Origin of the sequence: Kineococcus mangrovi (genome assembly GCF_041320705.1) — a bacterium.
GTDB lineage: Bacteria > Actinomycetota > Actinomycetes > Actinomycetales > Kineococcaceae > Kineococcus > Kineococcus mangrovi.
In genome coordinates this window covers 368,912-395,206 of sequence record NZ_JBGGTQ010000005.1, presented here as the reverse complement: position 1 = coordinate 395,206, position 26,295 = coordinate 368,912, and the positions used below count along the sequence as shown (strand labels likewise).

The window sequence follows — 26,295 nt, the reverse complement described above, 5'->3', positions numbered from 1 at the left end:
ACCACCATGGTAAGACAATGGAACATCAGTTACCAGAGCCAATGTAATGCAATTTACGGTGACAGCCAGCCCCAGCCAAAACGACGACCCTGGACTTCGTTCCGCACCAGATCCCGACCCGAGTGCACCAGCGTGACCGACGGCGACTTCGGGAAGCCGATCGTCGCGGCCGCCGACTCCTGCAGGCAGTTCACCCCGGGGCACGTCCACCTCGAAGACGTGGGTGACCTCGTGGCCGGTGCGATCGCGGAGACCGGCGGGGTGTCGAAGGAGTTCAACACCGTCGCCGTCGACGACGGGGTCGCCCCGGGCCACCCGGGGATGCTCTGCTCCCCGCCGCGCCGGGAACTCATCGCCGACGTCTGAGCAGGTGAACGAGACCGGGCTCGACGCGGTGGAGCGGTCGGCCTGCCCGACGTGCGGTTCCCGTTCGGGGATGTTCACCGCGAACGCGGTGAACCGCCTCACCGAGGCCCTCGGCCACTCGCTGCCGGGGAACGGGTCCACGCCGGCGACGCGCGTCGCGCGGCGGGACCCGTTCCCGCGTGGGGGATCGCTGGTCGTCGAGCTCGCGTTCTCGAACGCGATGGCCCACGACGTCGCGATGGACGGTTCCACCGACACCGTGCTGCACGTCCTGGCGGCGGCCCAGGAGGCCGGTCTGGACTTCACGCTCGCCGACATCGACGCAGTGAGACGGCGCGCGCCGCGCCAGGAGCGCGCGGGGTGGGGGTGCGGTCGTCGTCCGTGGAACTCCGCCGTCGGGCGGTACTGCGTGCGGCAGGGCTACCGTGCGCGGGTGGAGGCGGGGCGTCTGGGGCACGTGCGCTGGCTCGGCGGCGGTTCGGGGGCGGGGAAGTCGTCGGTGGCGCGGGAGCTGGTCCGGCGCTTCGGGGTCGACGTCCTGGACACCGACGCCGCGATGGTCGACCACGCGCGGCGGCTCGGCCCGGGTCGGGCCCCGCTGCTGCACCGTTTCCTGGCGATGTCGATGGACGAGCGGTGGGTGCTGCGCGACCCGGTGGAGATGCTGGAGACCTTCCACTGGTTCGCCGAGGAGGGCTTCGAGCTCGTCGTGGAGGACCTGCTGGCCCGCCCGGGCGGCCGGGTCGTCGTGGTGGAGGGGTTCCGGCTGCTGCCGCGGCTCGTGCTCCCGCTCGTGGGTGGGGTGCAGGAGCGGGCGGTGTGGTTGCTGCCGACGCCGGGGTTCCGGCGCCGGGCGTTCGGTGAGCGGGGTGGGGAGGGGGACGTGGCGGGGCGGACGAGCGACCCGCCACGGGCCCTGGAGAACCTGCTCGCCCGTGACGCGCTCTTCACCGAGGTCCTCGCGCGGCAGCTGGCGCAGCTCGCACCGACGGCGGTGCTGACCGTCGACGGTGGCCGTTCCCTCGACGTCCTCGTGGACGACGTCGGCGTCCGCTTCGGGCTCAGGCCTCCAGGGCCGTGAGGTACTGGTCGGCCCAGGCGCTGATGATGCGGGCCGCCCGGCGGGCCTGACCCCGCGCGGTGAGGAGGTGGTCGGACCCCTCGAGGGAGACGAAGCTGCGCGGGTGCGGGGCCGCCTTGAAGATGGCGCTGGCGTTCTCGACGCTGACGGTGGAGTCGGTGGGGGAGTGCATGACGAGCAGCGGCACCGTGAGCCGGTGGACGTGCTGCTTGAGGTCGGCGGCGCGGACGTCCTCGACGAAGGCGCGTTTGAGGGTGAGCGCGCGGCCGCCGACGAGCCACTCGGCGTGGCCGTCGGCCAGGACGCGGTCGACGAGGGCGTCGTAGTTGTGCTCGACGTGCCGGGGTTCGCTGGGGGCGCCGACGCTCACGACGGCCTGGAGGTCGGGGACCCGGCCGGCGGCCGCGAGGACCGCTGCGCCGCCGAAGGAGTGGCCCACGAGCAGCGCCACGGGGGTTCCTCGTCCGGCCATGAACGCGGCCGCCAGGACGGTGTCGTCGACCTTGTGCGTGAACGACCCGTCGCCCCAGTCGCCCTCGGAACCGCCCAGGCCGAGGTTGTCGAAGCGGAGCATCCCGATGCCCTCCTCGGCGAGGCCCTTGCAGATCCGTGCGGCGGCCGGGGAGTCCTTGCCGAGCGTGAACCCGTGGGCGAAGATCCCCCACCCGCGGACGGGTCCGGTGGGGACGTCGAGGAGGCCGGCCAGCCGGTGCCCGGTCGAGCTGCGGAACGACACCTCGTCAGCCATGCCGCAGACCCTAGTGGGCCCGGTGCGCAGGCGGACGTCTAAGCTCCCTGGCTGTTGCGAACAGCTTGCAACAAGGAGGGGAGCGACGTGACGACCGACGTGCTGGGTGTGCGGTCGCGCACCCGCCGGAACGGGTCGGTGCTCGCCGTCCTGGTCGCGTTCACGGTCGTGTCGGCCCTGGTGGCGACGGCGGTGGGGGCCGTGGTCGTGCCCCCGGCCGACGTCCTGGGGATCGTGCGGCACCGCGTCGGTGCCGGGGCGCCCGGGGCGTGGTCGCCCGAGCACGAGGCCGTCGTCTGGTCCGTGCGGGTGCCGCGCGTCCTGCTCGGCCTGGCCCTGGGCGCGGGGCTCGCGGTCTGCGGCACGGCCCTGCAGGCCGTCGTGCGCAACGTGCTGGCCGACCCGTACGTCCTGGGGGTCAACTCCGGGGCCTCCTGCGGGGCGGCCGCCGCGATCCTGTTCGGGGTGGCCGCGGGGCTCGGTCCGCACGCGGTGACGGTCAGCGCGTTCCTCGGGGCCCTGGCGGCCACGGCCCTCGTGTTCGCCGTCGCCCGCTCGGGCGGGGCCCTGACCTCGGTGCGCCTGCTGCTGGCCGGGGTCGCCGTGGGCTACGCCCTGTCCGCCGCGACGAGCTTCCTCGTCTTCGCCTCCGACTCCGCCGAGGGGGCGCGGTCGGTGCTGTTCTGGCTGCTGGGGTCGCTGGCCCTGGCCGGCTGGGGTCCGGCGCTGGTCGTCGTCATCGTGGTCGTCGCCGGTGCCGTGGGCCTCCTGCGGGCCTGGGCCCCGGCCCTGGACGTGCTGGCCCACGGCGACGCCACGGCCCAGGCCCTGGGCGTCTCCCCGGTGGGCACGCGTGCCCGGCTGCTCGTGGTGGTGTCGCTGACGGTCGGGGTGCTCGTCGCCGCCGGGGGCAGCATCGGGTTCGTCGGCCTCGTCGTGCCGCACCTGGCCCGCCGGCTCGTCGGCGCCTCCCACCGGTGGGTCGTGCCGGTGGGGGCACTGCTCGGTGCCTGCCTGCTCCTGTGGGCCGACCTGGTCTCCCGCACGCTCATGGCACCGCAGGAACTCCCGGTGGGCATCGTCACCGCGCTGGTGGGTGCGCCGTTCCTGCTCCACCTCGTCCGCCACCAGAACTCGACCACTCGTCCTTGAGGGAGTCCCCGTGCGTCGCCTGCTGCCCCTGATCGCCACCGTCGCCCTGGCCTCGACGTGCGCCACCGCGTGCGGGGGCGCCGGCGCCCCGGCTGTCACGGGGTTCACCGTCACCAACTGCGGCGCGCAGGTCTCCTTCGACCGCACCCCGGAGCGGATCGTGCTGCTGCACAGCGCATCCGTGCCCTTCCTGCAGCGGCTGGGTGCCCTGGACCGGGTCGTGGCCAGGGCCGGGCAGTACCCGCAGGAGTACTACGACGAGGCGACCCGGACCGCACTGGCGGGGATCCCCGTCCTCAGCGACCGCCTCGACAGCAGCGGGCACCTGCAGATCTCCCGCGAGGTCGTCCTGGCCCAGCGGCCCGACCTCGTCCTGGGCACGGCCGACAACCTCGACCGGGCGACGCTGGCCGCCTCGGGCGTCCCGGTGCTGGAGGAACCGGCCCTGTGCGGGGCCGCTGGGTCGGAGGTGCGCTTCGACGACGTGGCCGAGCAGATGGAGTTCTACGGCCGCGTGGTCGACCGCGAGGCCGAGGCTGCGGTGGCCGCCCGGGAACTGACCGAGCGGTTCGAGCGGTTGCGCCGGGAGCCGTCGGGGCGCACCGCCGCCGTCCTCTACCCGACGGTCGGCGGAGGCGTCACGTACGCCTACGGCACCGCGAGCACGGCCCACCCGCAGCTCGAGGCGGCGGGTCTGGCCAACGTCTTCGCCGACGTGCCCGACCGCGTCTTCGAGGTCACCCGCGAGGAGCTGCTCGCGCGCAACCCCGACGTCCTGGTCCTGCTGCACTCCGGCGGGGACCCGGCGGCCGTCGTCGACGCGGTCACCTCCGCCCCCGGTGCCGGTGCGTTGACCGCCGTTCAGGAGGGGGACGTCCTGCCGCTGCTGTTCAACTTCACCGAACCCCCCACCCCGCTCGCGCTGGACGGTCTGCAGCGCATCGTCGACCGCTTCGCGCAGTGATCCGCGCCCGCGGCCTGGAGTTCGCGCACGGTCGGCACGCCGTGCTGCGCGGGGTCGACGTCGACGCCGCCGACGGCCGGGTCCTGGGGCTGCTGGGGCCCAACGGCAGCGGCAAGACCACGCTCCTGCGCCTGCTGCACGGTGCGCTGCGCCCACGGCGCGGAACGGTCGAGGTGGACGGTCAGGACGTCGCCGGGCTCTCGGCGCACGAGCTCGCCCGGCGGGTCGCCGTCGTCGTGCAGGAGACCGACCACGGGTCCGGGACGGACCTGCCCCTGACGGTGGCCGAGTCGGTGCTGCTGGGCCGCACCCCGCACCGAGGGCGGTTCGGGGGGACGACGGCGCAGGACGTGCGCGTCGCCGAGGCCGCCCTGCGCCGGGTGGGTGGGCTGCCCCTGGCCGGCCGCCGGCTCGTCGAGGTGTCCGGCGGGGAACGTCAGCGGATCCTCATCGCCCGGGCGCTGGCCCAGTCGGCGCAACACCTGCTCCTCGACGAGCCGACGAACCACCTGGACGTCCGCTACCAGCACGAGGTCCTGAGCCTCGTCCGCTCGCTCGGCACGACCGTGGTCGTCGTGCTCCACGACCTGTCCCTCGCAGCGGCCTACTGCGACGAGGTCGTCCTGCTGCACGACGGGGTGGTGCGTGCCGCCGGTGACCCCGCGGAGGTGCTGGTGCCCGCGCTGCTCGAACCGGTCTTCGAGGTCGACGTCCGTCGCCTCGACCACCACGGTGAGCTGCACCTGGCGTTCCGGCCGCGTCCCCCGAGGGGCTGACAGGGCTCACCCGCAGGTGAGGGGTGCAGGAGGGCCGGACCGGCGGGGCCGTCGCCCGTTCCACGTCGCGGGCACGCTCCCGCCGGGAACCCGCTCGGGGCCGGCCGCGTCCTGCCGGCCGACCCCGAGGATCGCGCGTCCGCCCCAGCCGGGCGGGGGTGCGGGTCAGGCCAGCGGCGACGGCCCGAGCTCGGCGAGGAGCTCACCCATCTTCTGGTAGGCCTTGTTGCGGTAGTCGATGAGCTCGGCGAGCTTCTCCGGCTCGAGCTCCAGGAAACCGGAGCCGGTCTTCGTGCCGTACTTGCCGGCGGCGACGAGCTCGGTGAGGTTCGCGGGGGCGGACATCCGCTCACCGAAGTGGCCTTCGAGGGTCGCGAAGCCCTTGGCGTAGACGTCCAGGCCGGCCATGTCGGCGATCGCGAACGGACCGAAGAACGGCAGCCGGAAGCCGAACGTCGTGGACACGATGGTGTCGACGTCGGCGGGGGTGGCGACACCCTCCTCGACGACCGTCATCGCCTCCTTGAGCAGGACGTACTGGAGGCGGTTCAGGACGAAACCGGGGACGTCCTTGACCTGGGCGCCGCGGCGGCCGGCGCGGGCCAGCAGGTCATCGACGATGGGCAGGACGACCGGGTCGGTCGCCTCGCCCATGACGAGTTCGACACCCGGGATGAACGGCGCCGGGTTGGAGAAGTGCACCGTGAGGAACAGGGAGGGGTCCTCGAACGCCTCGGCCAGCACCTTCACGGGGATGGTGGAGGTGTTCGTGCCGATGATCGTGCCCGGTGCGACGGCCTTCTCCACGCGCGAGAGGACGCTCTTCTTGACCGCCGGGTCCTCGAAGACGGCCTCTTCGACGAAGTGGACGTCGGCGACGGCTTCCTCGATCGAGTCCGCGGGGTGGAACTTCTGCCGGAGGACCTCGGTGCTGCCCTGGGCGAACAGGCCCTGCGCCTCGAAGAGCTCGGACTCCTTGAGCAGGCGCTCGTAGTTGCGCTGCGTCGACTCCTTGTCGGCGTCCGCGAGCCACACGTCGTTGCCGGCGAGGGCGAGGGACTGGGCGATGCCACCGCCCATGTAACCGGTGCCGATCTGGGCGACCTTGGTGATCTTGTCGGTGCGGGGTGCAGTGGGCACGGAGCTCTCCTAGGAGTGGTCGTCCGCTCGGTTGAGCGGGTGGGCCGCGATCTCCTCGATCACGGCCCTGAAGTTGGCGACGTCGTGGGCGAAGCGACCCAGGAACAGGCCGTCGACCCCTTCGGCGACGTCGGTGAACAGACCCGGGCCGGCGCTGCCCCCGTAGAGGATGCGCGTGAGGCCACGGCGGTGGGACAGGGCGTCGCGCAGTCGCGTGGTGACCCCCACGACGTGCTCGGGCGGGGCCGGTTCGGTCTGCCCGATCGCCCAGTTGGGTTCGTAGCCGATCGCGACCTCGGCCTCGGACGGGACGTCCTCGAGCGCGGCCAGGACCTGGCTGACGGTGGTGCGGGCGGCGTCGTCGACGTCGATCCGGACGTTCTCGCCGATGCAGACGAGCGGGACGAGGCCGTTGCGGGCGGCCGCGGCGGCCTTGTGCGCCGTGACGATGTCGTCCTCGGCGAACATGCGACGCCGCTCGGCGTGACCGATCTCGACGAACCGGGCCCCCGCCTCGCGCAGCGCGGCGGGGGACACCTCACCCGTGAGGGCCCCGAAGTCCTCCCAGGACGCGTCCTGGGCCCCGACGGAGATCCCCGTCCCGCGCAGGAGGTCCAGCCCCGTGGTCACGGTGAGGAAGTCGGGGATGACGAAGGCGTCCACGCCGGCTTCGGCCGCCACCGGGCCGAGGGCCGCCACGTCGGCGAGGTAGCTGCGCGTCCGGGCCAGCGAGAAGTACATCTTGAGGCTGACCCCGACGAGCGGGCGGGGGCGGGTCGTCATGGTGCGCAGGGCTCCGGTCTCGAGGGGCAGGTCTCAGCAGGAGCCGACGGTACCCGCCTCGCCCTCCGCCCCCGTCTCGTACCCGGTGATCGCCTCGACCTTGGCCGCCGAGGCGCTGGAGGTGTCGAACACGTACCCCAGGAACTCCCGGGCCAGCCGCCGCGCCAGCTCCCGCCCGACGACCCGCTCACCCAAGGTCAGGACCTGACCGTCGTTGGACAGCACCAGCCGCTCCACCGAGAAGGAGTCGTGCGCCACCGAGGCCCGGATCCCGGGCACCTTGTTCGCCGCGATCGCCACCCCCATGCCCGTCCCGCACACGAAGATCCCCCGGTCGGCCTCCCCCGCGGCGATCTTGCGGGCCCCGGCCACGGCCACGTGCGGGTAGGCCGTCTTGTCGGTGTCGGACCCGACCCCGACGTCGATGACCTCCTTGACGCGGGGATCCTTCAACAGGTCGGCCTTGATGGCGTCCTTGTACGAGACACCGGCCTCGTCGGCGGCGACGACGACGCGCCACTGCAGGTCAGTCATGTGCTTGTCCTCTCTCAGAGCTTGTCGGCGACGGTGCGGGTGACCAGGGCCAGCGAGACGGCGCCGGCGTCGGGGTGGCCCAGGGACCGCTCGGCCAGCGGCCGGGCCCGCCCGATCTGCGGGCGGAGGTCCTTCGTGGCCTCGGCCGCGTCGGTGGCGGCCTGCGCGGCGGCCGTGAACGCGGTCTTGAGGTCGTCCCCGGCCTCGACGCGCTGCGCGAGGGTCTCGGCGAAGGGGACCTGCGCGTCGAGCATGGTCTTGTTCCCCACCCGGGCCCCGGCCAGGCGCATCACGGCCTCGACGCTGGCGGTGGCGCCCTCGGAGACCTGCGCGGCGCTGGGTGCGCCCTCGTCGCCCAGCTTGTCGGCGAAGGCGTGCAGCAGCACCCCCCAGATGACCCCGGAGGTGCCGCCGGCGCGGTCGGCCCAGGCGCCACCGGCCGCGGACAGCGTGGCACCGGCCCCCGCCCCGGCGTCGGCGGCGGCGCGGGCCGATTCGGCGGCGGCCACGGAGCCGTTGACCATGCCGGTGCCGTGGTCGCCGTCACCGGCGATGGCGTCGATGCGGCCCAGCTCGGCCTCGGCGTCCTTCAGCACCTCGCGCACCGCTTCGAGGAGGGAAGCCACCTGCTGCCCGGCGGCCTGGGCCGCCTCGGGGGTGCCGGAGTAGTCGGCGACCTCGTCCTCGGGCACCTCGTAGACCGGGGCCGCGGTGGTCTCGATGGTGGGGCCGACGGACAGGGCCGGGCACTGCGCCGGCGCGGTCCACAACGTCTCCAGCTCCTCGTCCAGCCACGTGACGGTGAGCGAGCACCCGGCCATGTCCAGGCTCGTGACGAGCTCACCGACCTGGGGGGCGACGATCTCGTACCCGGCCTCGCGCAGCCTGGCGGCGACGGGGGAGTACAGCAGGAACAGCTCCTCGTACTTCGTCGAGCCCAGCCCGTTGACCAGGACCGCGACCTTGCCGCCCTCGGGGGCACCCTCGGGCTTGCCGGCCAGGACCTTCTCGACCAGCAGGTCGGCGATCTCGGTCGGGGTGCCGATCGGCTCCTCGCTGATGCCCGGTTCGCCGTGGATGCCCAGCCCGATGCCCATGTGGCCCTCGGTGACGGTGAACAGGGGCTCGGTCTCCCCGGGCAGGGTGCAGCCGGCGAAGGCGATGCCCATGGAGCGGGTGACGTCGTTGGCGTGGCGGGCCACGCGCACGACCTCGTCGAAGTCGTACCCCGCCTCGGCGGCCGCCCCGGCGATCTTGAAGGCGACGACGTCACCGGCGATGCCGCGGCGCTGCCCGTTCGCACCCTGGCCCTCGGAGGCGACGTCGTCGGTGACGACGAGCAGTTCGGCGCGGATGCCCTCGGCGCGCAGGCGCTCGGCGGCCAGGCCGAAGTTGAGGATGTCCCCGGCGTAGTTGCCGAAGCCCAGGACGACACCGCCGCCGCGGTGCGCGGCCTTGGCGACGTCGTAGACCCAGCGGGTGGAGGGGGAGGCGAAGACGTTGCCGCACACCGCCCCGTCGGCCAGGCCCGGGCCGACGTACCCGGCGAAGGCGGGGTAGTGGCCCGACCCGCCGCCGGCGACGACGGCCACCTTCCCCTCGGGGGTGGCGGTGGAGCGGATCACCCCGTGGGGGACGGGCTGGACGAAGTGGGGGTAGAGGTCGACGAAACCCGCGACGGACTCGTCGACGAACTTCGAGGGGTCACCGAAGATCTTGGTCATCTGGACGGTCTCCTTCGATCGCTCAGTGGTTCGCAGCGCCGCTGCTGAAGGGCTGGAACGGGGTCACCTTGGGCAGCACGCGACGGATGTACTCGCGGTTCGTCGCGCCCACGCCGATGCTGTCGCCGCCGTAGTGTTCCACGCAGAACGCGCCGCGGAAACCGGCCTCGACGGCCGTGGTGATGGCCTTGCGGTAGTTGATCGTGCCGAACTCCAGGGGAGCCGGGTGCGTGCGCACCGAACCGGTCGAGGGTTCCTCGTCGCGGTAGTAGTTCTTGAGGTGCCAGTAGTTCGTGTACGGGAACGTCTTGGCGGCGATCTCCTCCCACGGCTCCACCTCGCGGTGCAGGCGCAGGATGTTGCCGAAGTCGGGGTTGAGGCCGACGTTGTCGTAGCCGACGTCCTGGACGAACTGCACCATGCGGTCGGCGGTGCCGAGGTAGGTGTCCTCGTACATCTCCAGCGCGATCTGCACCCCGACCTCCCGGGCGTGCTGGGCCAGTTCCTTGATCTTCGCGACGGCGACCGCGCGGACGTCGTCGCTGAAGTCGTCGGCGTAGCCGGGTTCGAGCCAGAACCACAGGGCCTTGGCCTGCGCCGGGGTGAACCCCCGCATGAAGCCGAAGTTCACGACGGGGATGCCGATGGCCGCGCACGCGTCGATGGCGCGGTGGGAGTAGGCGAGGTTCTCCTCGGCCTTCTCGTGGTCCATCACCGATCGGCGCGAGGTCGAGAACGCGGGGATCTGCAGTCCCGCTGCGCGCACGGTGCGGGCGAACTCCTGCTGCCGCTGCGGGGACAGGTCCGCGATGCGGATCCAGGTGTCCGTGGGGTCGATGCACGTGTACCCGGCGTCCGTCATGACCTCGAGGGTCTGCGCCCAGCCCTCGGCCGACTGCTCCTGCACCGTCGTACCGTCCGGCAGGACGTGCGGGTGCGGCATCATCGGCACCGTGATCGGCCAGTTCTGGCGGGTCAGCACGTCGGGGAAGCCGTCGAACACGCGGGTGGCGTCGTCGCTCACGTTCTCACTCCTGAGGTCGTCGTGACAAGGATTCTATAGAAAATCATGGAGCTTGGCGAGTGCCGGGGCGCCGTGTCCGCGCCCCTCACCCGAACGCCCGCTCCAGCACCCCCCGCAGGTGCGCCCGCATGGCCGCGGCGGCGGCCGCGGGGTCCCGCTGCTCGAAGGCCCGGACGATCGCCTCGTGCTCGGCGACGCTCTCGCGGGCGTCGCTGACGCGCTCCTCGTCCTGGTGCAGGCGCTGCACGAAACCGCGGAAGGAGTCCAGCGTCCGGACGATGAAGGGGTTGCCCGTCCCCTCGGCCAGCAGCTCGTGGAAGGACCAGTCCGCCTCCAGGTAGTGCTTGAAACCGCTGTACCCCGGGCCCGTGGGGGCCTGCCGCTGCTCCTCGACCGCGGTCCACAGCCGGGCCACGAAGGCGTCGTCGGTCCGGGCGCAGGCCCGTTCGGCGTTGCCGGGCTCGACCAGCAGGCGGACGTCGACCAGCTGGCCCAGCTCCTCGTTCGACAGCAGCGGCGCCGCCCGGTACCCGCGCCGGGCGCTGCGGACCACCAGACCCGAACCCTCCAGCCGGGCGAGGGCCTCGCGGACGGGGGTGGCCGACACGCCGAGGCGGTCGGCCAGCGTCTGGGTGCGCAGGGCCGAGCCGGGTTCCAGGCCGCGGTTCATGAGGAGTTCCAGGATCGTGTCGTGCACGGTGTCCGTGAGCCCGCGAGGAGTCGTCACCGACCAGTCGTCCATGGGACCGGGACGCTACCGGCTACGGTGGCGGGGGTGAGCGCCGACACCAGCACCGCGCAGGCCACCCCCTCCGCCGAGGACGAGGTCCTGGACCTCTGCCGGGACCTGATCCGGATCGACACCTCCAACCACGGCGACGGTTCCGGCCCCGGTGAACGCGCCGCCGCCGAGCACGTCGCCGGGCTCCTGCACGAGGTCGGCCTGGAGCCGGAGTACGTCGAGGCGTTCCCGGGACGCGGCAACGTCGTGGTGCGGGTCCCCGGTGACGAGCGCGGCACCGCCGAACGCGGTGCCCTGCTCCTGCACGGGCACCTCGACGTCGTCCCGGCCCGGGCCGCGGACTGGACGGTCGACCCGTTCGCCGGCGAGGTCGCCGACGACTGCCTGTGGGGCCGCGGCGCCGTCGACATGAAGGACATGGACGCGATGCTGCTCGCGGTCCTGCGGGAGATGACGCGCACCGGGACGCGCCCGCCGCGCGACCTCGTGTTCGCGTTCCTCGCCGACGAGGAGGCCGCCGGGACGCAGGGTGCGCAGTGGCTGGTGCAGAACCGGGCCGACCTGTTCGAGGGCGTCACCGAGGCCGTCAGCGAGGTCGGGGGTTTCTCCGTCGACCTCGACGGCCGCCGCACGTACCTGCTGCAGACGGCGGAGAAGGGCCTGGCCTGGTTGCGCCTGGTCGCACACGGTCGGGCCGGGCACGGGTCGCAGGTGGGCACCGACAACGCCGTGACGCGGTTGTGCGCGGCGGTGACCCGCATCGGGGACCACACGTGGCCGCTGGAGTACACCGCCACGGTGCGGCAGTTCCTGCAGGGCGTCTCGGAGATCACCGGTGTCGCCTTCGACGAGGACGACCCCTCGGCCCTGCTCGCCACCCTGGGCACGACGGCGCGCTGGGTCGGGGCGACGCTGCAGAACACCGCGAACCCCACGGTGCTCGAGGCCGGGTACAAGCACAACGTCATCCCGGGGACGGCGACCGCGCTGATCGACACCCGCTTCCTGCCCGGCCGGCAGGCCGAGCTCATGGCCACGATCCGGGAACTGGCCGGGGACCGCGTCGACGTCGAGGTCGTCAACGAGTCCGTCGCCCTGGAGACGGGGTTCGCGGCGCCGCTGGTGGACCGGATGCGCTCGGCCCTGGAGGCCGAGGACCCGGGTGCGAACGTCCTGCCGTACTGCCTGGCGGGGGGGACCGACAACAAGTCCTTCTCCCACCTGGGGGTCCGCGGCTACGGGTTCGCGCCCCTGCGGCTGCCGGCGGGGATGGACTTCGCGGGCATGTTCCACGGCGTCGACGAGCGGGTCCCCGTCGACGCCCTCGGGTTCGGCGTCCGCGTGCTGCGTCGTTTCGTCGCGACCTGCTGAGACGGCTCAAGCGGGATCCCCCGGGTGCCGATGCCCACCCGTCGGACGTCTCGAGGGGAGCTGTGCACCGTGTCGTTGACCACTCGCATCGTGGGGGCCGCCGCGTCGCTGGCGGTCGTGGCCGTCGCCACGGGCACGTGCGGCGTGCTGGCGACCCGGTCGGTGTCCCAGGACGTCGAGGACCTGTCCCGCGGCCCCCTGCAGCGGCAGAGCACCGTGCGGGCGATCGAGCTCGCCAGCAGCCAGATCGCCACGCTGGCCCTCAACGGCCGGTTCGTCCCGGGGCAGGCCGAGGCGGTCGCCCCCCAGCTCACCGAGCGGCAGCAGTCCCTCACGTCCAGCCTCGACCGGCTCGCCACGCTCGTCCCGGCCTCCGAGCGGGCCCTCGTCGCCGACCTGCGCGCGCAGTACGAGGCGGGCGCGGCAGCGGGTCAGAAGATCCTCTCGGCCACCGACACCGCCTCGGCCACGGCGGCCGGGCAGGAGTACGACGCCGCGAGCGAGGCGTTCGCGAAGGACGTCCAGGCGCTCAACGACAGCGCGGCCGCCGCCGTGGCGCAGGCCGTGGCGGACGGGCGGGGGCAGGCGCGCCGGGCGCTGCTGCTGACCCTCGGTCTGCTGACGGTCGGTCTGGGGGTGTCCGCCGGGATCGTCACCCTGGCCGTCCGCCGCATCCGGGCCGACGCCCGGGCGATCGTCGACGTCGCCCAGGCGCTGGAACGCGGTGACCTGACGGCCAGCAGCGGCATCGACGTGGACGACGAGCTGGGTCGGGCGGCCTCGGCGCTGGACCGCGCGCTCGCGCAGCTGCGGACGGACGTGGCCTCGGTGGCCGCCGGGGCGCACACGCTCGGTCGCACGTCGAGCGCGCTGGCCGAGCGGAGCCAGGAGGCCGGCAGCGCCTCGCAGCGGACGGGTCGCGGCGTCGAGCGCGTGGCCGGGGACGTGGCCGCGGTGGCGACCAACCTGCAGGCGATCGGGGCCGGCGCCGACGAGATGGGCAGCGCGATCCGGGAGATCTCGACCTCCGCCGCCGACGCCACGGGTGTCGCGGCCCAGGCCGTGCAGGTCGCCGACGACACGACCGCGACGGTCTCGCGGCTGGGGGAGTCCTCCGCTCAGATCGGCTCGGTCGTCAAGGTCATCACCGCCATCGCCGAGCAGACGAACCTGCTGGCCCTGAACGCCACCATCGAGGCCGCCCGGGCCGGGGAGATGGGCAAGGGGTTCGCCGTCGTGGCCGGGGAGGTCAAGGAGCTGGCCCAGCAGACCGCGCGCGCCACCGAGGACATCTCCCGGCAGGTGCAGGCCATCCAGGACGACACGACGGGTGCGGTGTCGGCGATCGGCTCGATCGCGGAGGTCATCGCCCGCATCAACGACCTGCAGACGACGATCGCCTCGGCCGTGGAGGAGCAGACGGCGACGACGTCGGAGATCGCGCGGTCGATCGCGGAGGCGGCGGCCGGTGCGGACCGCGTGGACGGCGGGGTGCGGGACGTGTCGGAGGCGACGCGCACGACGGTCCGGACGGTGGAGTACGCCCAGGAGGCGGCGCAGGAGGTGGCGGGGATCTCCTCGCAGCTGCAGACGCTGGTCGCTCGCTTCCGGTTCTGAGTCAGGGCAGGTCGAGGACGAGGAGGGGTTCGCGCCCCTGCGGCCCGGCGGCCACCCGGGACACGCAGACGCACAGGGAGTCCGCGGCTTCCCGTTGCTGCTCGGACAGGTAGACGTCGCGGTGGTCGACGAGGCCGTCGACGTGGCGGACGGGCAGGACGCACAGGCCGCACTCACCCTTGAGGCAGTCGTACATGAGGTCGGCGCCGCTGCGCTGCAACGACTCCAGCACGGTGCTGCCGGGCTCGACGACGGTCTCGATCCCCAGGGCGGGGAGCTGGACGCGGAACGCCTGGGCGCTGTGCCGCCCGGAGCTGCCGAACGTCTCGTAGCGCAGGGCGGTGGGGGGCAGCCCGTGCCGGCGCCAGGCGCGGGTGACGGCGTCGAGGAGGCCGAGGGGGCCGCACACGTACGCCTCGGTCCCGGGGGCCTCGCGGGCCGTGCGGGCGATGAGGGCGTCGACGTCGAGGCGGTCGCCCTCCTCGGAGACGGCGGGGTGGACCCGGTCCCCGAGCTCGGCCTGCAGGTCCTGCAGGTAGGGCATCCGGTCGCGCGAGCGGCCGGCGTAGACGAGGTCGACGTCGGCGCCGAGGCGGGTCAGGGTGCGGGCGGTGGCCGCGAGCGCCGTGATGCCGACCCCGCCGGCGAGGAGCAGGTAGCGCTGCGCGCCGATGCGGACGGGGAAGTTCTGCAGGGGGGCGGTGCAGCGCAGGACGTCGCCGGGGCGCAGGCGGTGGACGTGGGCGGAGCCGCCGCGGCTGGTGGGTGAGCGCAGGACGGTGATCGCGAGCCGGGAGCCGTCGGGGGTGGAGTCGACGACGGAGTAGGAGCGGATCTCGGGGCGGCCGCCGGGGACCTCGACGCGGACGTCGAGGTGGGTTCCGGGGTCGGCGCGCCGGCGAGCGCCGGTGGGGGGTTCGAGGACGACGCGGCGGGCGCCGACGGCGACGTCGGTGGTCTCGACGACGCGGGCGTCGTGGAGGGTGCGGCTGGTCACGAGGTGGCCCGGGCCGGTGCGGTGGCGGGGCTGGCGGGGCTGGCGGGGATGGTCAGGGCGCGGCCCTCGGCGGCGAGCATGCGGTCGAGGGTGCGGCGGACCCACATGCCGCCGGCGTCGACGGTGAGGCTGTAGAAGACCTTGTCGGGGTTGGCGTCGATGGCGCGCTGCTGGGCGACGAGCATGGCCTCGTCCTCGGCGAAGACGCCGCGGACGCCTTCGCGCAGCTGGGTGGTGATGAGCTGGCTGTCGAGGCGGTAGTTGCGCATGAACGCCCAGAAGTAGTGCGAGGTGGTGTCGGTCTCGGGGGTGATGGTGTTCATGACGTAGCCGTTGACGCCGCGGGAGCGGTCGCCCTCGGGGGCGCCGGTGCCGGCTTCGGCGACGCCGACGTCGATGCAGATGGTCGAGGGCGCGTAGTAGTGGATGATCTGCCAGCGGTCGACGCGGCCTTCGAACCCGGGGAACTTGTCGCGCATGTTCTTGCGCCAGAACGGCGGGGGTTCGACGTCGCGCATCCAGCGGGTGACGGTGACGCTGCCGTCGTCCTCGTGGCGGGTGGTGAACTCGCTCTCGCTGAGTTCGGCCTGGCCGATGCTGGAGCCGTGGACGAACTCCTCGTGCGTGAGGTCCATGAGGTTGTCGAGGATGAGCTGGTAGTTGCAGGGGGCCTCGATGGTGAGGCCGTCGCCGGCCCACTCGGGGGAGTCCATCTGGTGCATGTCGGGGATGGTGGCGGCGTCGGCGAGCAGGGGGTCGCCGGGCCAGACCCAGACGTAGCGGTGGCGTTCGACGACGGGGTGGGACGTGACGAGGGCGCTGGGGTTGACGGTGGGTTGGGCGGGCATCGCGGTGCAGCGGCCGGCGGCGTTGTACTGCAGGCCGTGGTAGGGGCACTGGATGCCGTCGCGGCCGACGAGCTTGCCGAGGGACAGCGGGGCGAGGCGGTGCCAGCAGGCGTCGTCGAGGGCGACGGGGCGCCCGTCCTGGGTGCGGTAGAGGGCCAGGGGGCGGCCGGCGACGGTGCGGGCCGTGGGGGCCTTGGCCGTGACCTCGTGGTCCCAGGCCACCGCGTACCAGGCGTTGAGGGGGTGGGGGAAGATCTTGGCGGTCACCCGCCCGGGGACGTCGAGCTCGGTCACGGTGGTCCTCCTGGTCATCGCGGCGGTGCGGTGGGAGCCGGTGGCTCGTGGTCGGCACCCTCGGCTGCGGGGGTGCCCTCGCGCCAGAGGGACTTCCGCGCAGCGGAAGGTGGCGCGCCCAGGGCGCGGGAGATGCCGAGCGCGGCGGCGCGCACGGCGGGGCCGAGGGTGAGGGGGGAGGCGGTGCCGGCGTGCACGACGAGCGAGACGGCGGCCACGACGTCCCCGCCGGGGCCGCGGACGGGGGCGGCGACGGAGACGGCGTCGCGGGTGACCTCGCGGTCGCTGACGGCCACGCCGGTGCGTCGGACCTCGGCGAGGGTGGCGCGCAGGCGGGTCGGGTCGGTCTCGGTGTGCGCCGTCCAGCGCCGCACGGGCAGGGCGAGGGCGGCCTCCTGGACGTCGGCGGGGGAGTGGGCGAGCAGGGCGCGCCCGACGCCGGTGGAGGCCAGGGGGAAGCGGGTGCCGACGCGGGTCATGACGGTGACGGCGTCGCGGCCGGTGAGGCGTTCGACGAAGACGCTCTCGAGGCCTTCGCGGACGGCGAGCTGGACGTTCTCGCGGGTGGCGACGTAGAGGTCTTCGAGGAACGGCAGCGCGGCCTCGCGCAGGGCGTTGCCGCGGGGGGCGAGGGAGCCGATCTCCCACAGGCGCAGGCCGACGTGCAGCACCCCGTCGGGGTCGCGTTCGAGGGCGCCGCAGCGCAGGAGGTCACCGACGATGCGGTGGGTGGTCGTCAGGGGCAGGCCGGTGGCGGCTGCGAGGTCGGCCAGGCGCTGGAAGCGGCGCGCGGGCGTGAAGGCGGCGAGCACCTCGAAGGTGCGCGACGTGAGGGTCACGTCGACAGCATGCCCCCTCCCGGGGTGATTGACAGGATTACTGTCGATCGGCACACTCGTGCCGTGGCCCTCGCGGGCCTGCGCACGAACCGCCGGGACCCCGATGACGTGGACGAAGGAGCAGCGCCCGTGGACGGCTTCGACACCCTCCTGGACAGCGGACTGGGGTCGTGGCCCGCGCGTCGCGCCCGCATCGACCCGGACGCGACCGCCCTGAGCCAGGGTGGCCGGGAGCGGACCTACCGCGAACTGGCCGTGCGCACGGAGCAGCTGGCGGCCGGTCTGGCCGGTCTCGGCGTCGCCCGGGGGGACCGGGTGGCCTACCTGGGCCTGAACGACCTGGCCGCCCTCGAACTCCTCTTCGCCTGCGGCCGGGCCGGGGCGGTGTTCGTCCCCCTCAACGTCCGGCTCGTCGCCCGCGAGCTCGCGTTCGCGCTGAGCGACTCCGGCACCGAGGTCCTCGTCGTGGGGCCCGGCGTGGACGCGGTCGCCGCCGCGGTCCTGGCCGAGGACGTGCCGCTGCGCACCGTGCTGACCCTCGGGCCGGTCACCGGCGTCGAGGGCCGTCTGCTGGAGGACCTACTCACCGACGGCGCCGGTGGCGGGCAGCACCCGACCGCGCGGGGCGCCTGCGGTGAGGACCCCGCCGTCCTCCTCTACACCTCGGGCACGACCGGCCGCCCCAAGGGCGCCGTCCTGACCCACGGGAACCTCACCTGGAACACCCTGAACCAGCTCACCCACCTCGACGTGTCGCGGCGGGAACGCGCGCTGTGCACCGCACCGCTCTTCCACGCCGTGGGGCTCGGCCAGATCACCCTGCCGACGCTGCTCAAGGGGGGCCGGGTCGAGGTGCTCCCGCGGTTCGACGCCGCCGGCCTGTTGCGCACGGTCGAGGAGTTCCGGGCCACGAGCTTCGCGGTCGTCCCCACGATGCTGCAGATGATGGTCGACCACCCGGCCTGGTCGGCTGCCGACCTGTCCTCCCTGCGCACCGTCGTCTACGGCGGTTCGGCCGTCGTGGAACGCGTCGCCCGCGCCTGGCGCGAGCGCGGGGTCGAGGTCGTGCAGGGTTACGGGATGACCGAGGCCGCTCCCGGGGTGTTCATGGAGACCCCCGCCGACGGGCGCGGCCGGCCCACCTCGGTGGGCGCCCCGCACTTCTTCGTCGACGTCGCGGCCGTCGGCGCCGACGGCCGGCCCGTCCCGCTGGACCCCACCACGACCCCCTCGGAACTGCTCGTGCGCGGTCCGAACGTCTTCGCCGGGTACTGGGACCGACCGGCCGAGACCGCCGACGCCTTCACGGGCGAGGCGGGGGACTGGTACCGCACCGGTGACGTCGTCGACGTCGACGAGCAGGGGCGCGTCCGGGTGGTGGACCGGCTCAAGGACCTGTTCATCTCCGGCGGGGAGAACGTCTACCCCGCCGAGGTGGAGGCCGTCATCGCCAGCCTGCCGGGGGTCGCCACCACGGCCCTCGTCGCCGTCGCCGACGAGCGCTGGGGGGAGGTCGGTGCCGCGTACGTGACGGCCCTGGAGGGGGCCACGCTCGACCCGGACGACCTGCGCGAGCAGCTGCGCACCCGCATCGCGGCCTACAAGGTGCCCCGGTGGGTGTTCTGCGTCGACGAACTGCCCATGGGGGGCACCGGCAAGGTCCGTCGCGTCGACCTGCGCCAGCGCGCCGCCGCCGACGTCGCGGCCCTCCTCGCCGCCCGCCAGGGGGTCGCGCCGTGACCGCCCCGGCCCTGGAGGAGCTGTTCACCCTACGCGTCGAGGTCGGCGACCCCGTCGACCTCGGACCGGCCCCCGACGGGCACCGCCGCATGGTGCCGATCCTCGGCGGCACCCTCGAGGGCCCCGGGGGACTCGCCGGGCAGGTGCTGCCCGGCGGCGCCGACCACCAGGTCCTCACCCCCGGGTTCGCGCTGCTCGATGCCCAGTACGTCGTCGAGACCGCTGCGGGGGAACGTCTCTCGGTCCACAACCGGGGCGTGCGCAGCGGGTCCCGGCAGGACGTGGCGGCCCTGGCCCGCGGTGAGGTGGTCGACCCCGAACGGGTCTACTTCCGCTGCACCCCGCGGCTGTCCAGCGCCGCCCCCGGCTGGGCGTGGGTCTGCGGCCGCGTCTTCGTCGCCACCGCCCACCGCCACCCGCACCGCGTCGACGTCCAGGTCTTCACGGTCCTCTGACCACCCGATCGGTTCCCCACAGGAGGAAGCAGCACATGAGCACCACGTTGCAGGGCAAGGTCGCCGTCGTCACGGGCGCGGGAGCGGGTCTGGGCGCCGCCTACGCGCTGGCCCTGGCCCGCGCGGGGGCCGCCGTCGTCGTCAACGACGCCGTGGACGCCGCGGCGCGCAGCACCGTCGAGGCCGTGGAGGCCGCCGGTGGACGTGCCGTGGCCGTCGTCGCACCGGTCGGTCCCGCCGAGACCGCCGAGCAGCTCGTCGAGGTCGCCCTGGCCGAGTTCGGCGGGTTCGACGTCCTCGTGACGAACGCGGGGATCCTGCGCGACAGGTCGCTGCTGAAGATGACCGACGACGACTTCGACGCCGTCCTGGCCGTCCACGTGCGCGGCACGTTCGCCTGCGTCCGGGCCGCGTACGCCTCGTTCAAGGACCGTGGGGTGGCCGGGCGCATCGTCACGATCGGTTCCCCCACCGGGCAGCGCGGGAACTTCGGCCAGACGAACTACGCCGCCGCCAAGGCCGCGATCGTCGGGATGGTCCGCACCTGGGCGTTGGAGATGAAGAAGGCGCAGGTCACCGTCAACGCGGTCGTCCCGGTCGCCGCCACCGCGATGACCCGCACCGTCCCGTACTTCGCCGCCGCCGTGGAGGCGATGGACGCCGGGCAGCCGATCCCCTCGTTCTACCGGCACGACCTGGGTTTCGGCACCCCCGAGGACGTCGCCGGTCTCGTCGTGTTCCTCGCCTCCGAGGAGGCCGCCGGCATCAGCGGTCAGGTCCTGGGCGCCGGTGGGGACCGGCTGCAGGTGTGGAGCCACCCCGAACCCGTCGTCACGGTCCACCACGAGGGCGGCTGGGACGCCGAGACCATCGCCGAGCAGTTCGCCCCGACGCTGCGCCAGAACCTGCAGCCCGTCGGCGAACGGTTCCCCGAGCTGCCCGCCGACCTCGTGCGCCCGCAGGACTGATCGGCGTGTACCGCCCCGAGATCGACGTCGAAGCCGTCACGGCCGTCGACACCCACGTGCACGTCGAGGTCGGCGACCACGGGCACTGCTCGTTGCCACCGGACCTGGCCGCCGCGGCGGCGAAGTACTTCCGCACCGACGGCGCCACCCCCGACGTCGCCTCGATCGCGCAGTTCTACCGCGAGCGCCGGATGCTCGCCGTCGTCTTCACCGTCGACGCCGAGCACCAGCTGGCCCACCCGCCCATCCCCAGCGAGGAGGTCGTCGAGCGGGCCGCCGACCACGCCGACGTCCTCATCCCGTTCGGGTCGGTCGACCCGCACCGGCCCGACGCCGTGGACCGGTTGCGCTCCCTCGCGCTGGACCACGGCGCGCGGGGTTTCAAGCTGCACCCCACGGTGCAGGGGTTCGACCCCTCCGACGAGCGGTTCCTGCCCTTCTGGGCCGCGCTGGCGGAGCTGGGGTTGCCCGTCGTCGTCCACACCGGGCAGACGGGCATCGGTGCCGGCGTCCGGGGCGGGCACGGGTTCAGGCTGCGGTACTCCGACCCGATGCTGCTCGACGACGTCGCCGCCCGGTTCCCGGACCTGACGTTGATCTTCGCCCACCCCTCGGTGCCCTGGCAGGACCAGGCCATCTCGATCGCCACCCACAAGGCGAACGTGGCGATCGACCTGTCGGGGTGGCGCCCGAAGTACTTCCCACCGGCGCTGGTGCGGGCCGCCGACACGTTCCTGCGCCGCCAGGTGCTGTTCGGGTCCGACTTCCCGCTCATCCACCCCGACGTGTGGATGAGCGACTTCGCCGACCTGCCGATCCGCCCGGAGGTGCGGCCCCTCATCGTGCGCGACAACGCCTTGCGCATCCTCGGGCTCACGCCCGAGACCACCACCCCCACCCAGACCCAGGAGCCGTCATGACCACCCAGGACACCACCGTCGCCCAGAAGGTCGTGCGCTTCGACGAACTGACCGCTCTGGCCGGCACCGGGATCGGCCCGTCGAGCTGGCTGCTCGTGGACCAGGAGCGCATCGACCGGTTCGCCGTCGCGACCGGGGACGACCAGTGGATCCACACCGACCCCGAGCGCGCGAAGGACGGACCCTTCGGCGGCACCATCGCCCACGGCTTCCTCACGCTGTCGCTGCTCATCCCGCTGTGGTCGGAGGTGTTCGACGTCGAGGGCGTGAGCACGAAGGTCAACTACGGCATGGACCGCGTGCGCTTCACCGCCCCCGTCCCGGCCGGGGCCCGGGTGCGCTTCAGCGGGACCTTCAAGGAGGTCACCGAGGTCAAGGGCGGGGTGCAGCTGGCCGTCTCGGGCGTCATCGAGATCGAGGGCCAGGAACGACCGGCCGTCGTGGTCGACTTCCTCACCCGGTTCTACGCCTGAGTCCCGTGATCGCGTGATCGCCTGATCGCGTCGGTGCGGCCCGGCCGCCGGGTGCTGGGCCGCACCGGGGCCGGGCCGTGCTGTTGGATGGGCGGGTGACCAGCCAGACCGACGTGACCCTGCTGTACCTCATCAAGCAGGTCGAGCTCGCCATCCGGACCCGGCTCGACGCCGTCACCGGCGAGCACGGTCTGACGTCGCTGCAGTACACGGCTCTGACCGTCCTGGAGCGGCACCCGGGCATGACCTCGGCCGACCTGGCGCGCAACTCCTTCGTCCGGGCCCAGACGATGGCGCAGATGGTCGTCGACCTCGAGGCCAAGGGGCACGTGTCGCGGGAGGTCGACGAGCGGTCCCGGCGCCGGATGCTGCTGACCTTGACCCCGCTGGCCCAGCGCGTCCTGGACGAGCTGCGCGACCCCGTGGCGCAGATCGAGGACGAGATGGTGCGCGGCCTGGAGGTCCGGGAGCGCGAGACGTTCCGCGAGGCGCTGCAGGTGTCGCGCCGGGCGCTGGGGGAGGCGCCGCCGCGCTGAGGAGGGGGTGCCGTCAGGTGGGCCGTAGGGTGCCCCGGTGCCCCGACACGACCGAGACGAGATCGCCCGCCGTTCCGGGCACGCGAGCTGGCGCGCGGCGGTCGAGGCCACGGCGGACCTGCCGCAGCAGGAGGCGGGGCGCCTGCTCGGCGTGAGCCACCCGACGATCCGCCTCTGGCGGGCCGAGCTGGGCCTGGCCCCGGGCGCCGCCCGCCCCTCGGCCGTCGACCGCGCCGCGGCGTTCCGGGCCGATCTCCAGGACCCCCGACACGGCTCGGCCAACGGCTACCGCAACCTGCGGTGCCGCTGCGAGCGGTGCACGGCGGCGTGGACCACCTACCAGCGGGACCGCCGGGGCTGACGTGCGCGACCCCCCGGAGGCTGTCTCAGTCCCCGGTCGTGACGCCCGTGGCGGCGTCGAGCGCCTCCCGCGGGCTCGTACCGTCCTCGCGGGCGACGACGGCGTCGATGAAGCCCGTGAGCGTGTCCTCCACGGCAGCGTCCCCCCGAGCCTCCCAGTGGTCGTGGTCGACGGCCTCGGCGAACTGCGCGAAACCGGCCGCCGCGGCCGCCCGGTCCTCGTAGGTGCCCTCGGTGGCCTGCAGCCAGTGCTGCCAGGCCGCCGGGAACGCCTGCCCCTGCTCGGGTGACTCCGCGAAGCGCAGGACGGTCCCGACGGTCTCGGCGTCCAGGCCGTGCGGGGCGAAGGCCAGCACCGTCGCCGCCTGCGGGTGGTCGGCGATGACGTCGAGCGTGCCGGCCCGCTCCGCGTCGTCGAGGAAGCGCTCCAGGCTGCGGTGGTTCCCCGCAGGCCAGGGCATCTTGTTCGCGCAGTGCGTCCGCCGCGTCGTCGCCATGCCCGGATCATGTCACGGTCGCGGGTCAGCGGGTCCGGTGGCCAGTGTCCGCAGGGCCGCATAGGAGCGGCTGGCCGCCGCCGCCGCGCGCAGCTCGTCGGCCCCGGCGTCGACGTACTGCTGCGAGGTGGCCAGGCTGCGGTGACCGAGCAGACGCATCACCTCGACCGCGCTGGCCCCGCCGGCCACGACGCGGGTGGCGAAGGTGTGCCGCAGCGCGTGCACGAGGGCGCCGCGCTGGACGCGGTCGCTGACCCCGGCAGCCCGGTAGCACTGCTCGACGAGGTACTGCAGCTGGTGCCGGGACAGTTCCCGGCCCCGGGTGTCGACGAACAGCGGTGCATCCAGGCGCAGCCCCCGGACCGCCGGGAACCGTCGGGCCCGGCCCGCCAGGTACCGCTCCAGGAGTTCTCCCAGCGCCTCCTCGACGGGCAGGCTGCGTTCGGCCCCGCCCTTGCCGCGCACCCGGATCCGCTGTTCCCCGGCGGTCCCGGCGAGGTCGCCGATCCGCAGTCCCACGAGTTCGGCACTGCGGATGCCCGTCACCAGCAAGGTCGCCACGACCGCCAGGTCACGTTCGGGCCAGGGATCGCGCGCCTGCCGGCCCGCCGCGACCGCGTCGAGCAGCACCTCGGGCGTGTCGTTGCCGCGCAACGGTTTCGGACCCTGGTCGAGCGGACGGGGCCGGTGGACCCCGGCCATCGGGTTCCCCGGCAGGACGTCCTCGGCGACCAGGAAACCGCACAGGCCGTTCCACGTCGACCAGCAGCGCGCGATGGAACTGCGGGCGTGGTCCACGGAGAAGTCCGCGAAGGCTGCGCGCAGGGCGGGTGTCGTGAGGTCGCCGACGAGGGGGTCGCCGGTCCCGACGGCCACCGCCAGGCGCGGCGTGATCCCAGCCACGTCGCGGGCGCGCGCGGCGAGGGTGTTGGGGGAGTCCTTGCGGGGGAGCCGAACCACTTCGTAGGCCTGGACGGCGGTCGACAGGCTGGAGGAAGTGGTGAGGGACTCGAGAACCCCGGGGTTCAGGGGAGCCATGTCAGGATCGTACTCGGCGGGGGAGTGCCGTGTCAACCAGATCCGTTGCGCTGCAATGGCTTTGGGGGAGTACTGCTCGTCGTCTCCGCATATCCGTCGTTATGCGGAACGCGAGGAGGCGCCGACTTCGTCCGCTGGTCGCCCGAGGCCGGACCGGGTTCAACCACTGGAACGCCTCGGTGCGCGTCTGTGTGGCGGCCGACTCGATGGTCCGGGTCGATGTGCGGTGTCAGTGGGTGTCGACGATCGGCGACGACCTGCGACGAGTGGTTGCGCGCGGTGGTGGCGAGCCGACGTGCGTCAGGGAGATCGCCGGCAGGGGGTTCGTCGTCCGCGAGTTCGGCGACATCGACATCGACACCGACACCGACACCGACACCGACATCGACATCGACACCGACACCGACACCGACACCGACACCGACACCGACACCGACACCGACACCGACACCGACACCGACACCGACACCGACATCGACGTCACGCAACGGTGCTGACGGGGCTCGGGTGCCGGTGTCGAGATACTCGTTCCCGGTCGTTCCGCCACTCGCTCGAGCGTACCGATAATCTTCATTATGACAACTAGGGCGCCGAAGGGGTCTTCCCCACAGCAACGTCGTTGTCCTGTCCCAGTGAAGATGTCCCAATCCCAGTGAACCTGTCCCACGTCCGACTCAAGACGTCCCAACGTCCCAGCTACTCGTCCCACCGGGGCACCGGGCTCGGAGTGAAGCCACCGGAGGTGACCTGCTTGGCTGGGCGCCGTGCAGACCGTGGTCGCCGGGATCCTCATCACCGATGAACGGGTTCTCCTGACCCTGCGCAGCGCGACCCGCCGCGCCTACCCCAGCACCTGGGCCCTACCCGGTGGCCACGTCGAACCAGACGAGGATGAACTCCACGCCCTGCGCCGGGAACTGGGCGAAGAACTCGGCATCGACGTCGCCGGCGTCACTGGCACTCCCATTTCGGAGCTGATCTTGCCGACCGGCGCCCCGGACGGCCCTCAGCCCGACGTGCGCCTGCGCACCTGGCACGTCACAGCGTGGCACGGAGAACCCGCCAACCTGCTGCCCGCCGAGCACGAACGGCTGGCCTGGTTCAGCGCCGGCGAGCTGTCGCAGCTCACGTGGGCGCACCCTGAGCACCAGCAGATGCTGCACAACCTGCTCACCCCGATGGCGCTGCGACACCGCGGCGCGGTTGATCCATGACTGTCCTGGCGCAGGGGCCGACCTGGTACCAGGACCGTCGGCGCCCTGTCCCCGTCAGGACGCCGCCGCGACCTGGGCCCGCAACGCGGCGGCGACTCTGCCCCGCAGCACCTGGAACGGCACCTCCCCCGCCCCGGCGGGGTTGCGGCGCATGGTGACGCGGCGGGCGTTGACCAACGCCTCACCAGCGGCGAACTGGTCACCGGTCAGGTCCAGCTCGATCCCCCCGACGCTCACGTTCCAGTAGTGCACACCCTCCACGCGGCCCTCGTGCTCCACGTCGGCGACCATCAGGTCCCCGCCCAGCAGCTCCTGCACGACCAGGGCGGTCGTGCCGCACTGACCACGTGAGGGCTGCCCGCCGCCGCGGGCCATGTACTCCGGGGAGGCGAAGACGGTGTCCGGCCCCCACGAGCAGCGCACCGCCGCCTCTATCGCGCTCAGGGTCAGCGTCACCGTGGCAGCCATGAGGGCATCGTGCCGCACCCCTCCGACACCCGGCCTCCAGTCCGGCGTCACGCGTCGCCTGCCAAGATCGCTGGACGGCTACCCAAGCAGCGTGCCGCGTCGAGGACGTCGAAGAGGCAGTCCAAGCCGCCTGCTAGCCCGGATCTTCCAGTAACCCTTCGTCACTGAGGGTCCCGAACGCACGGAAGTGCCTGTCTCGCATAGGATCGTGGGCTTGTCGAAGGTCCACATCCGCAGTACGTGAAAGGCACTCCGCAGGTGCAGACTACAAGGCCGTCCCGATCCCGTCCCACCCGCAAGATCCGCCGCCGACGCCGAGTTCGGACCGCCCACCAGCATCGCCCCCCGGTGAGGGTCACCACCGGCGGGACCGGGGTCGTCTCCCACGCCGGGACCCTCTTGCTGGCCCAGGTCGCCGACGCCACCGGCCTGACCGCAGCGTCCAGTGACGTCCTCGCCGCCACCCGCGCCCGCCGCGCCGGCCACGACCCCGGCCAGGTCCTCACCGACCTGGCGGTCCTGCTCGCCGACGGCGGTGAGGCGATCAGCGACCTAGCCGTCCTGCGTCAGCAGCCGCACCTGTACTGCTTCGCGACCTGGACCGGGGCCTCGATCCCTTCCTCGCG

At 73.2% G+C, this 26,295-nt stretch carries 27 protein-coding genes and 2 pseudogenes; 16 read left to right on the top strand and 13 right to left on the bottom strand.

Annotation, left to right across the window (positions count from 1 at the left end; all coding sequences use genetic code 11):
- Positions 1–6: 6 nt before the first annotated feature.
- A pseudogene (locus tag AB2L28_RS13250) lies at positions 7–709 on the top strand (dihydroxy-acid dehydratase domain-containing protein); the annotation flags it as partial.
- Between the two features lie 718 nt (positions 710–1,427).
- Here AB2L28_RS13250 and AB2L28_RS13245 read toward each other — a convergent pair.
- Entirely contained in the window at positions 1,428–2,195 is a 768-nt protein-coding gene (locus AB2L28_RS13245) for an alpha/beta hydrolase family protein (protein WP_370719430.1), read from the bottom strand.
- Positions 2,196–2,282: 87 nt separating this feature from the next.
- Here AB2L28_RS13245 and AB2L28_RS13240 point away from each other — a divergent pair, with 87 nt between their 5' ends.
- From AB2L28_RS13240 to AB2L28_RS13230, 3 genes are read left to right on the top strand one after another with little or no spacing between them, the layout of a single operon-like run.
- A complete protein-coding gene (locus AB2L28_RS13240; RefSeq protein WP_370719429.1) occupies positions 2,283–3,347 on the top strand; it encodes a FecCD family ABC transporter permease in 1,065 nt (354 codons plus the stop codon).
- A 10-nt stretch (positions 3,348–3,357) separates the two neighbouring features.
- Positions 3,358–4,311 (top strand): ABC transporter substrate-binding protein, encoded by a 954-nt coding sequence (locus AB2L28_RS13235; protein WP_370719428.1) that lies wholly within the window; start codon positions 3,358–3,360, stop codon positions 4,309–4,311.
- Positions 4,308–5,087 carry an ABC transporter ATP-binding protein gene (locus AB2L28_RS13230; protein WP_370719427.1) on the top strand — a complete coding sequence of 260 codons (780 nt, stop codon included), beginning with the start codon at positions 4,308–4,310 and terminating at the stop codon, positions 5,085–5,087. Before AB2L28_RS13235 ends, AB2L28_RS13230 begins: the two co-directional genes overlap by 4 nt.
- A 165-nt stretch (positions 5,088–5,252) precedes the next feature.
- Here the strand turns inward: AB2L28_RS13230 and AB2L28_RS13225 are convergent, their stop codons facing one another.
- The 6 genes from AB2L28_RS13225 to AB2L28_RS13200 form a co-directional block, all read right to left on the bottom strand.
- On the bottom strand, positions 5,253–6,227 hold the full coding sequence (locus tag AB2L28_RS13225; protein WP_370719426.1) for a 3-hydroxyacyl-CoA dehydrogenase family protein: 975 nt from the start codon (positions 6,225–6,227) through the stop codon (positions 5,253–5,255).
- Positions 6,228–6,236: 9 nt separating this feature from the next.
- Positions 6,237–7,010: a triose-phosphate isomerase family protein gene (locus tag AB2L28_RS13220; RefSeq protein WP_370719425.1), complete on the bottom strand. Its 774-nt coding sequence runs from the start codon at positions 7,008–7,010 to the stop codon at positions 6,237–6,239.
- Between the two features lie 33 nt (positions 7,011–7,043).
- On the bottom strand, positions 7,044–7,544 hold the full coding sequence (locus AB2L28_RS13215; RefSeq protein ID WP_370719424.1) for a ribose-5-phosphate isomerase: 501 nt from the start codon (positions 7,542–7,544) through the stop codon (positions 7,044–7,046).
- Positions 7,545–7,558: 14 nt separating this feature from the next.
- Positions 7,559–9,268 (bottom strand): dihydroxyacetone kinase family protein, encoded by a 1,710-nt coding sequence (locus AB2L28_RS13210; protein ID WP_370719423.1) that lies wholly within the window; start codon positions 9,266–9,268, stop codon positions 7,559–7,561.
- Between the two features lie 22 nt (positions 9,269–9,290).
- Positions 9,291–10,214: a sugar phosphate isomerase/epimerase family protein gene (locus AB2L28_RS13205; RefSeq protein ID WP_370719457.1), complete on the bottom strand. Its 924-nt coding sequence runs from the start codon at positions 10,212–10,214 to the stop codon at positions 9,291–9,293.
- A gap of 163 nt (positions 10,215–10,377) precedes the next feature.
- Positions 10,378–11,034 carry a GntR family transcriptional regulator gene (locus AB2L28_RS13200; RefSeq protein ID WP_370719422.1) on the bottom strand — a complete coding sequence of 219 codons (657 nt, stop codon included), beginning with the start codon at positions 11,032–11,034 and terminating at the stop codon, positions 10,378–10,380.
- A gap of 33 nt (positions 11,035–11,067) precedes the next feature.
- Between AB2L28_RS13200 and AB2L28_RS13195 the strand changes: the two genes are divergently transcribed.
- Positions 11,068–12,405 carry a M20/M25/M40 family metallo-hydrolase gene (locus tag AB2L28_RS13195; RefSeq protein WP_370719421.1) on the top strand — a complete coding sequence of 446 codons (1,338 nt, stop codon included), beginning with the start codon at positions 11,068–11,070 and terminating at the stop codon, positions 12,403–12,405.
- A 69-nt stretch (positions 12,406–12,474) separates the two neighbouring features.
- Entirely contained in the window at positions 12,475–14,022 is a 1,548-nt protein-coding gene (locus AB2L28_RS13190) for a methyl-accepting chemotaxis protein (protein ID WP_370719420.1), read from the top strand.
- Between the two features lies 1 nt (position 14,023).
- Here the strand turns inward: AB2L28_RS13190 and AB2L28_RS13185 are convergent, their stop codons facing one another.
- The 3 genes from AB2L28_RS13185 to AB2L28_RS13175 are packed head-to-tail and all read right to left on the bottom strand — an operon-like array spanning position 14,024 to position 17,000.
- A complete protein-coding gene (locus tag AB2L28_RS13185) occupies positions 14,024–15,019 on the bottom strand; it encodes a PDR/VanB family oxidoreductase (RefSeq protein WP_370719419.1) in 996 nt (331 codons plus the stop codon).
- The gene (locus AB2L28_RS13180) at positions 15,016–16,179 is read right to left on the bottom strand and encodes an aromatic ring-hydroxylating dioxygenase subunit alpha (protein ID WP_370719418.1); all 1,164 of its coding nucleotides are present in this window, start codon (positions 16,177–16,179) and stop codon (positions 15,016–15,018) included. The genes AB2L28_RS13185 and AB2L28_RS13180 overlap by 4 nt, the downstream gene beginning before the upstream one ends.
- Positions 16,176–17,000, bottom strand: coding sequence for an IclR family transcriptional regulator (locus AB2L28_RS13175; RefSeq protein WP_370719417.1), 825 nt, complete (start codon positions 16,998–17,000; stop codon positions 16,176–16,178). The genes AB2L28_RS13180 and AB2L28_RS13175 overlap by 4 nt, the downstream gene beginning before the upstream one ends.
- Positions 17,001–17,063: 63 nt before the next feature.
- On the opposite strand from AB2L28_RS13175, the gene AB2L28_RS13170 reads away from it, so the two are divergent.
- The 7 genes from AB2L28_RS13170 to AB2L28_RS13140 all read left to right on the top strand — a co-directional run bounded on the left by AB2L28_RS13170 (position 17,064) and on the right by AB2L28_RS13140 (position 22,453).
- Positions 17,064–18,740 (top strand): acyl-CoA synthetase, encoded by a 1,677-nt coding sequence (locus AB2L28_RS13170; RefSeq protein ID WP_370719416.1) that lies wholly within the window; start codon positions 17,064–17,066, stop codon positions 18,738–18,740.
- Complete coding sequence (locus AB2L28_RS13165; RefSeq protein ID WP_370719415.1) at positions 18,737–19,195, top strand: DUF3237 family protein; 459 nt, start codon at positions 18,737–18,739, stop codon at positions 19,193–19,195. Before AB2L28_RS13170 ends, AB2L28_RS13165 begins: the two co-directional genes overlap by 4 nt.
- Before the next feature lie 35 nt (positions 19,196–19,230).
- Positions 19,231–20,163 (top strand): SDR family oxidoreductase, encoded by a 933-nt coding sequence (locus AB2L28_RS13160; RefSeq protein WP_370719414.1) that lies wholly within the window; start codon positions 19,231–19,233, stop codon positions 20,161–20,163.
- 5 nt (positions 20,164–20,168) lie between these two features.
- The gene (locus AB2L28_RS13155) at positions 20,169–21,083 is read left to right on the top strand and encodes an amidohydrolase family protein (protein WP_370719413.1); all 915 of its coding nucleotides are present in this window, start codon (positions 20,169–20,171) and stop codon (positions 21,081–21,083) included.
- Entirely contained in the window at positions 21,080–21,556 is a 477-nt protein-coding gene (locus AB2L28_RS13150) for a MaoC family dehydratase (protein ID WP_370719412.1), read from the top strand. Before AB2L28_RS13155 ends, AB2L28_RS13150 begins: the two co-directional genes overlap by 4 nt.
- A gap of 95 nt (positions 21,557–21,651) precedes the next feature.
- Complete coding sequence (locus AB2L28_RS13145; protein WP_370719411.1) at positions 21,652–22,092, top strand: MarR family winged helix-turn-helix transcriptional regulator; 441 nt, start codon at positions 21,652–21,654, stop codon at positions 22,090–22,092.
- A gap of 37 nt (positions 22,093–22,129) precedes the next feature.
- Entirely contained in the window at positions 22,130–22,453 is a 324-nt protein-coding gene (locus AB2L28_RS13140) for a hypothetical protein (RefSeq protein WP_370719410.1), read from the top strand.
- A gap of 25 nt (positions 22,454–22,478) precedes the next feature.
- Here the strand turns inward: AB2L28_RS13140 and AB2L28_RS13135 are convergent, their stop codons facing one another.
- Together AB2L28_RS13135 and AB2L28_RS13130 are read right to left on the bottom strand one after the other, a co-directional pair.
- The gene (locus AB2L28_RS13135) at positions 22,479–22,949 is read right to left on the bottom strand and encodes a hypothetical protein (protein ID WP_370719409.1); all 471 of its coding nucleotides are present in this window, start codon (positions 22,947–22,949) and stop codon (positions 22,479–22,481) included.
- Between the two features lie 12 nt (positions 22,950–22,961).
- Positions 22,962–23,987, bottom strand: coding sequence for a tyrosine-type recombinase/integrase (locus AB2L28_RS13130; protein ID WP_370719408.1), 1,026 nt, complete (start codon positions 23,985–23,987; stop codon positions 22,962–22,964).
- Positions 23,988–24,178: 191 nt separating this feature from the next.
- On the opposite strand from AB2L28_RS13130, the gene AB2L28_RS13125 reads away from it, so the two are divergent.
- Both AB2L28_RS13125 and AB2L28_RS13120 read left to right on the top strand, forming a co-directional pair.
- A complete protein-coding gene (locus AB2L28_RS13125; RefSeq protein ID WP_370719407.1) occupies positions 24,179–24,484 on the top strand; it encodes a hypothetical protein in 306 nt (101 codons plus the stop codon).
- Positions 24,485–24,751: 267 nt separating this feature from the next.
- Positions 24,752–25,201: an NUDIX domain-containing protein gene (locus AB2L28_RS13120; protein WP_370719406.1), complete on the top strand. Its 450-nt coding sequence runs from the start codon at positions 24,752–24,754 to the stop codon at positions 25,199–25,201.
- Between the two features lie 54 nt (positions 25,202–25,255).
- Here AB2L28_RS13120 and AB2L28_RS13115 read toward each other — a convergent pair whose 3' ends face one another.
- Positions 25,256–25,669 carry a YunG family protein gene (locus tag AB2L28_RS13115; protein WP_370719405.1) on the bottom strand — a complete coding sequence of 138 codons (414 nt, stop codon included), beginning with the start codon at positions 25,667–25,669 and terminating at the stop codon, positions 25,256–25,258.
- 300 nt (positions 25,670–25,969) lie between these two features.
- Between AB2L28_RS13115 and AB2L28_RS13110 the strand changes: the two are divergent.
- Positions 25,970–26,254, top strand: a pseudogene (locus AB2L28_RS13110) (transposase); the annotation flags it as partial.
- Between the last annotated feature and the right edge of the window lie 41 nt (positions 26,255–26,295).

Bases quoted from the DNA above. Each gene is read 5' to 3' on its own strand.
- AB2L28_RS13245 (WP_370719430.1), bottom strand. From the start codon at position 2,195: ATGGCTGACGAGGTGTCGTTCCGCAGCTCGACCGGGCACCGGCTGGCC.
- AB2L28_RS13180 (WP_370719418.1), bottom strand. From the start codon at position 16,179: ATGACCAGGAGGACCACCGTGACCGAGCTCGACGTCCCCGGGCGGGTG.
- AB2L28_RS13215 (WP_370719424.1), bottom strand. From the start codon at position 7,544: ATGACTGACCTGCAGTGGCGCGTCGTCGTCGCCGCCGACGAGGCCGGT.
- AB2L28_RS13220 (WP_370719425.1), bottom strand. From the start codon at position 7,010: ATGACGACCCGCCCCCGCCCGCTCGTCGGGGTCAGCCTCAAGATGTAC.
- AB2L28_RS13115 (WP_370719405.1), bottom strand. From the start codon at position 25,669: ATGGCTGCCACGGTGACGCTGACCCTGAGCGCGATAGAGGCGGCGGTG.
- AB2L28_RS13135 (WP_370719409.1), bottom strand. From the start codon at position 22,949: ATGGCGACGACGCGGCGGACGCACTGCGCGAACAAGATGCCCTGGCCT.
- AB2L28_RS13160 (WP_370719414.1), top strand. From the start codon at position 19,231: ATGAGCACCACGTTGCAGGGCAAGGTCGCCGTCGTCACGGGCGCGGGA.
- AB2L28_RS13130 (WP_370719408.1), bottom strand. From the start codon at position 23,987: ATGGCTCCCCTGAACCCCGGGGTTCTCGAGTCCCTCACCACTTCCTCC.
- AB2L28_RS13150 (WP_370719412.1), top strand. From the start codon at position 21,080: ATGACCACCCAGGACACCACCGTCGCCCAGAAGGTCGTGCGCTTCGAC.
- AB2L28_RS13205 (WP_370719457.1), bottom strand. From the start codon at position 10,214: ATGATGCCGCACCCGCACGTCCTGCCGGACGGTACGACGGTGCAGGAG.
- AB2L28_RS13210 (WP_370719423.1), bottom strand. From the start codon at position 9,268: ATGACCAAGATCTTCGGTGACCCCTCGAAGTTCGTCGACGAGTCCGTC.
- AB2L28_RS13200 (WP_370719422.1), bottom strand. From the start codon at position 11,034: ATGGACGACTGGTCGGTGACGACTCCTCGCGGGCTCACGGACACCGTG.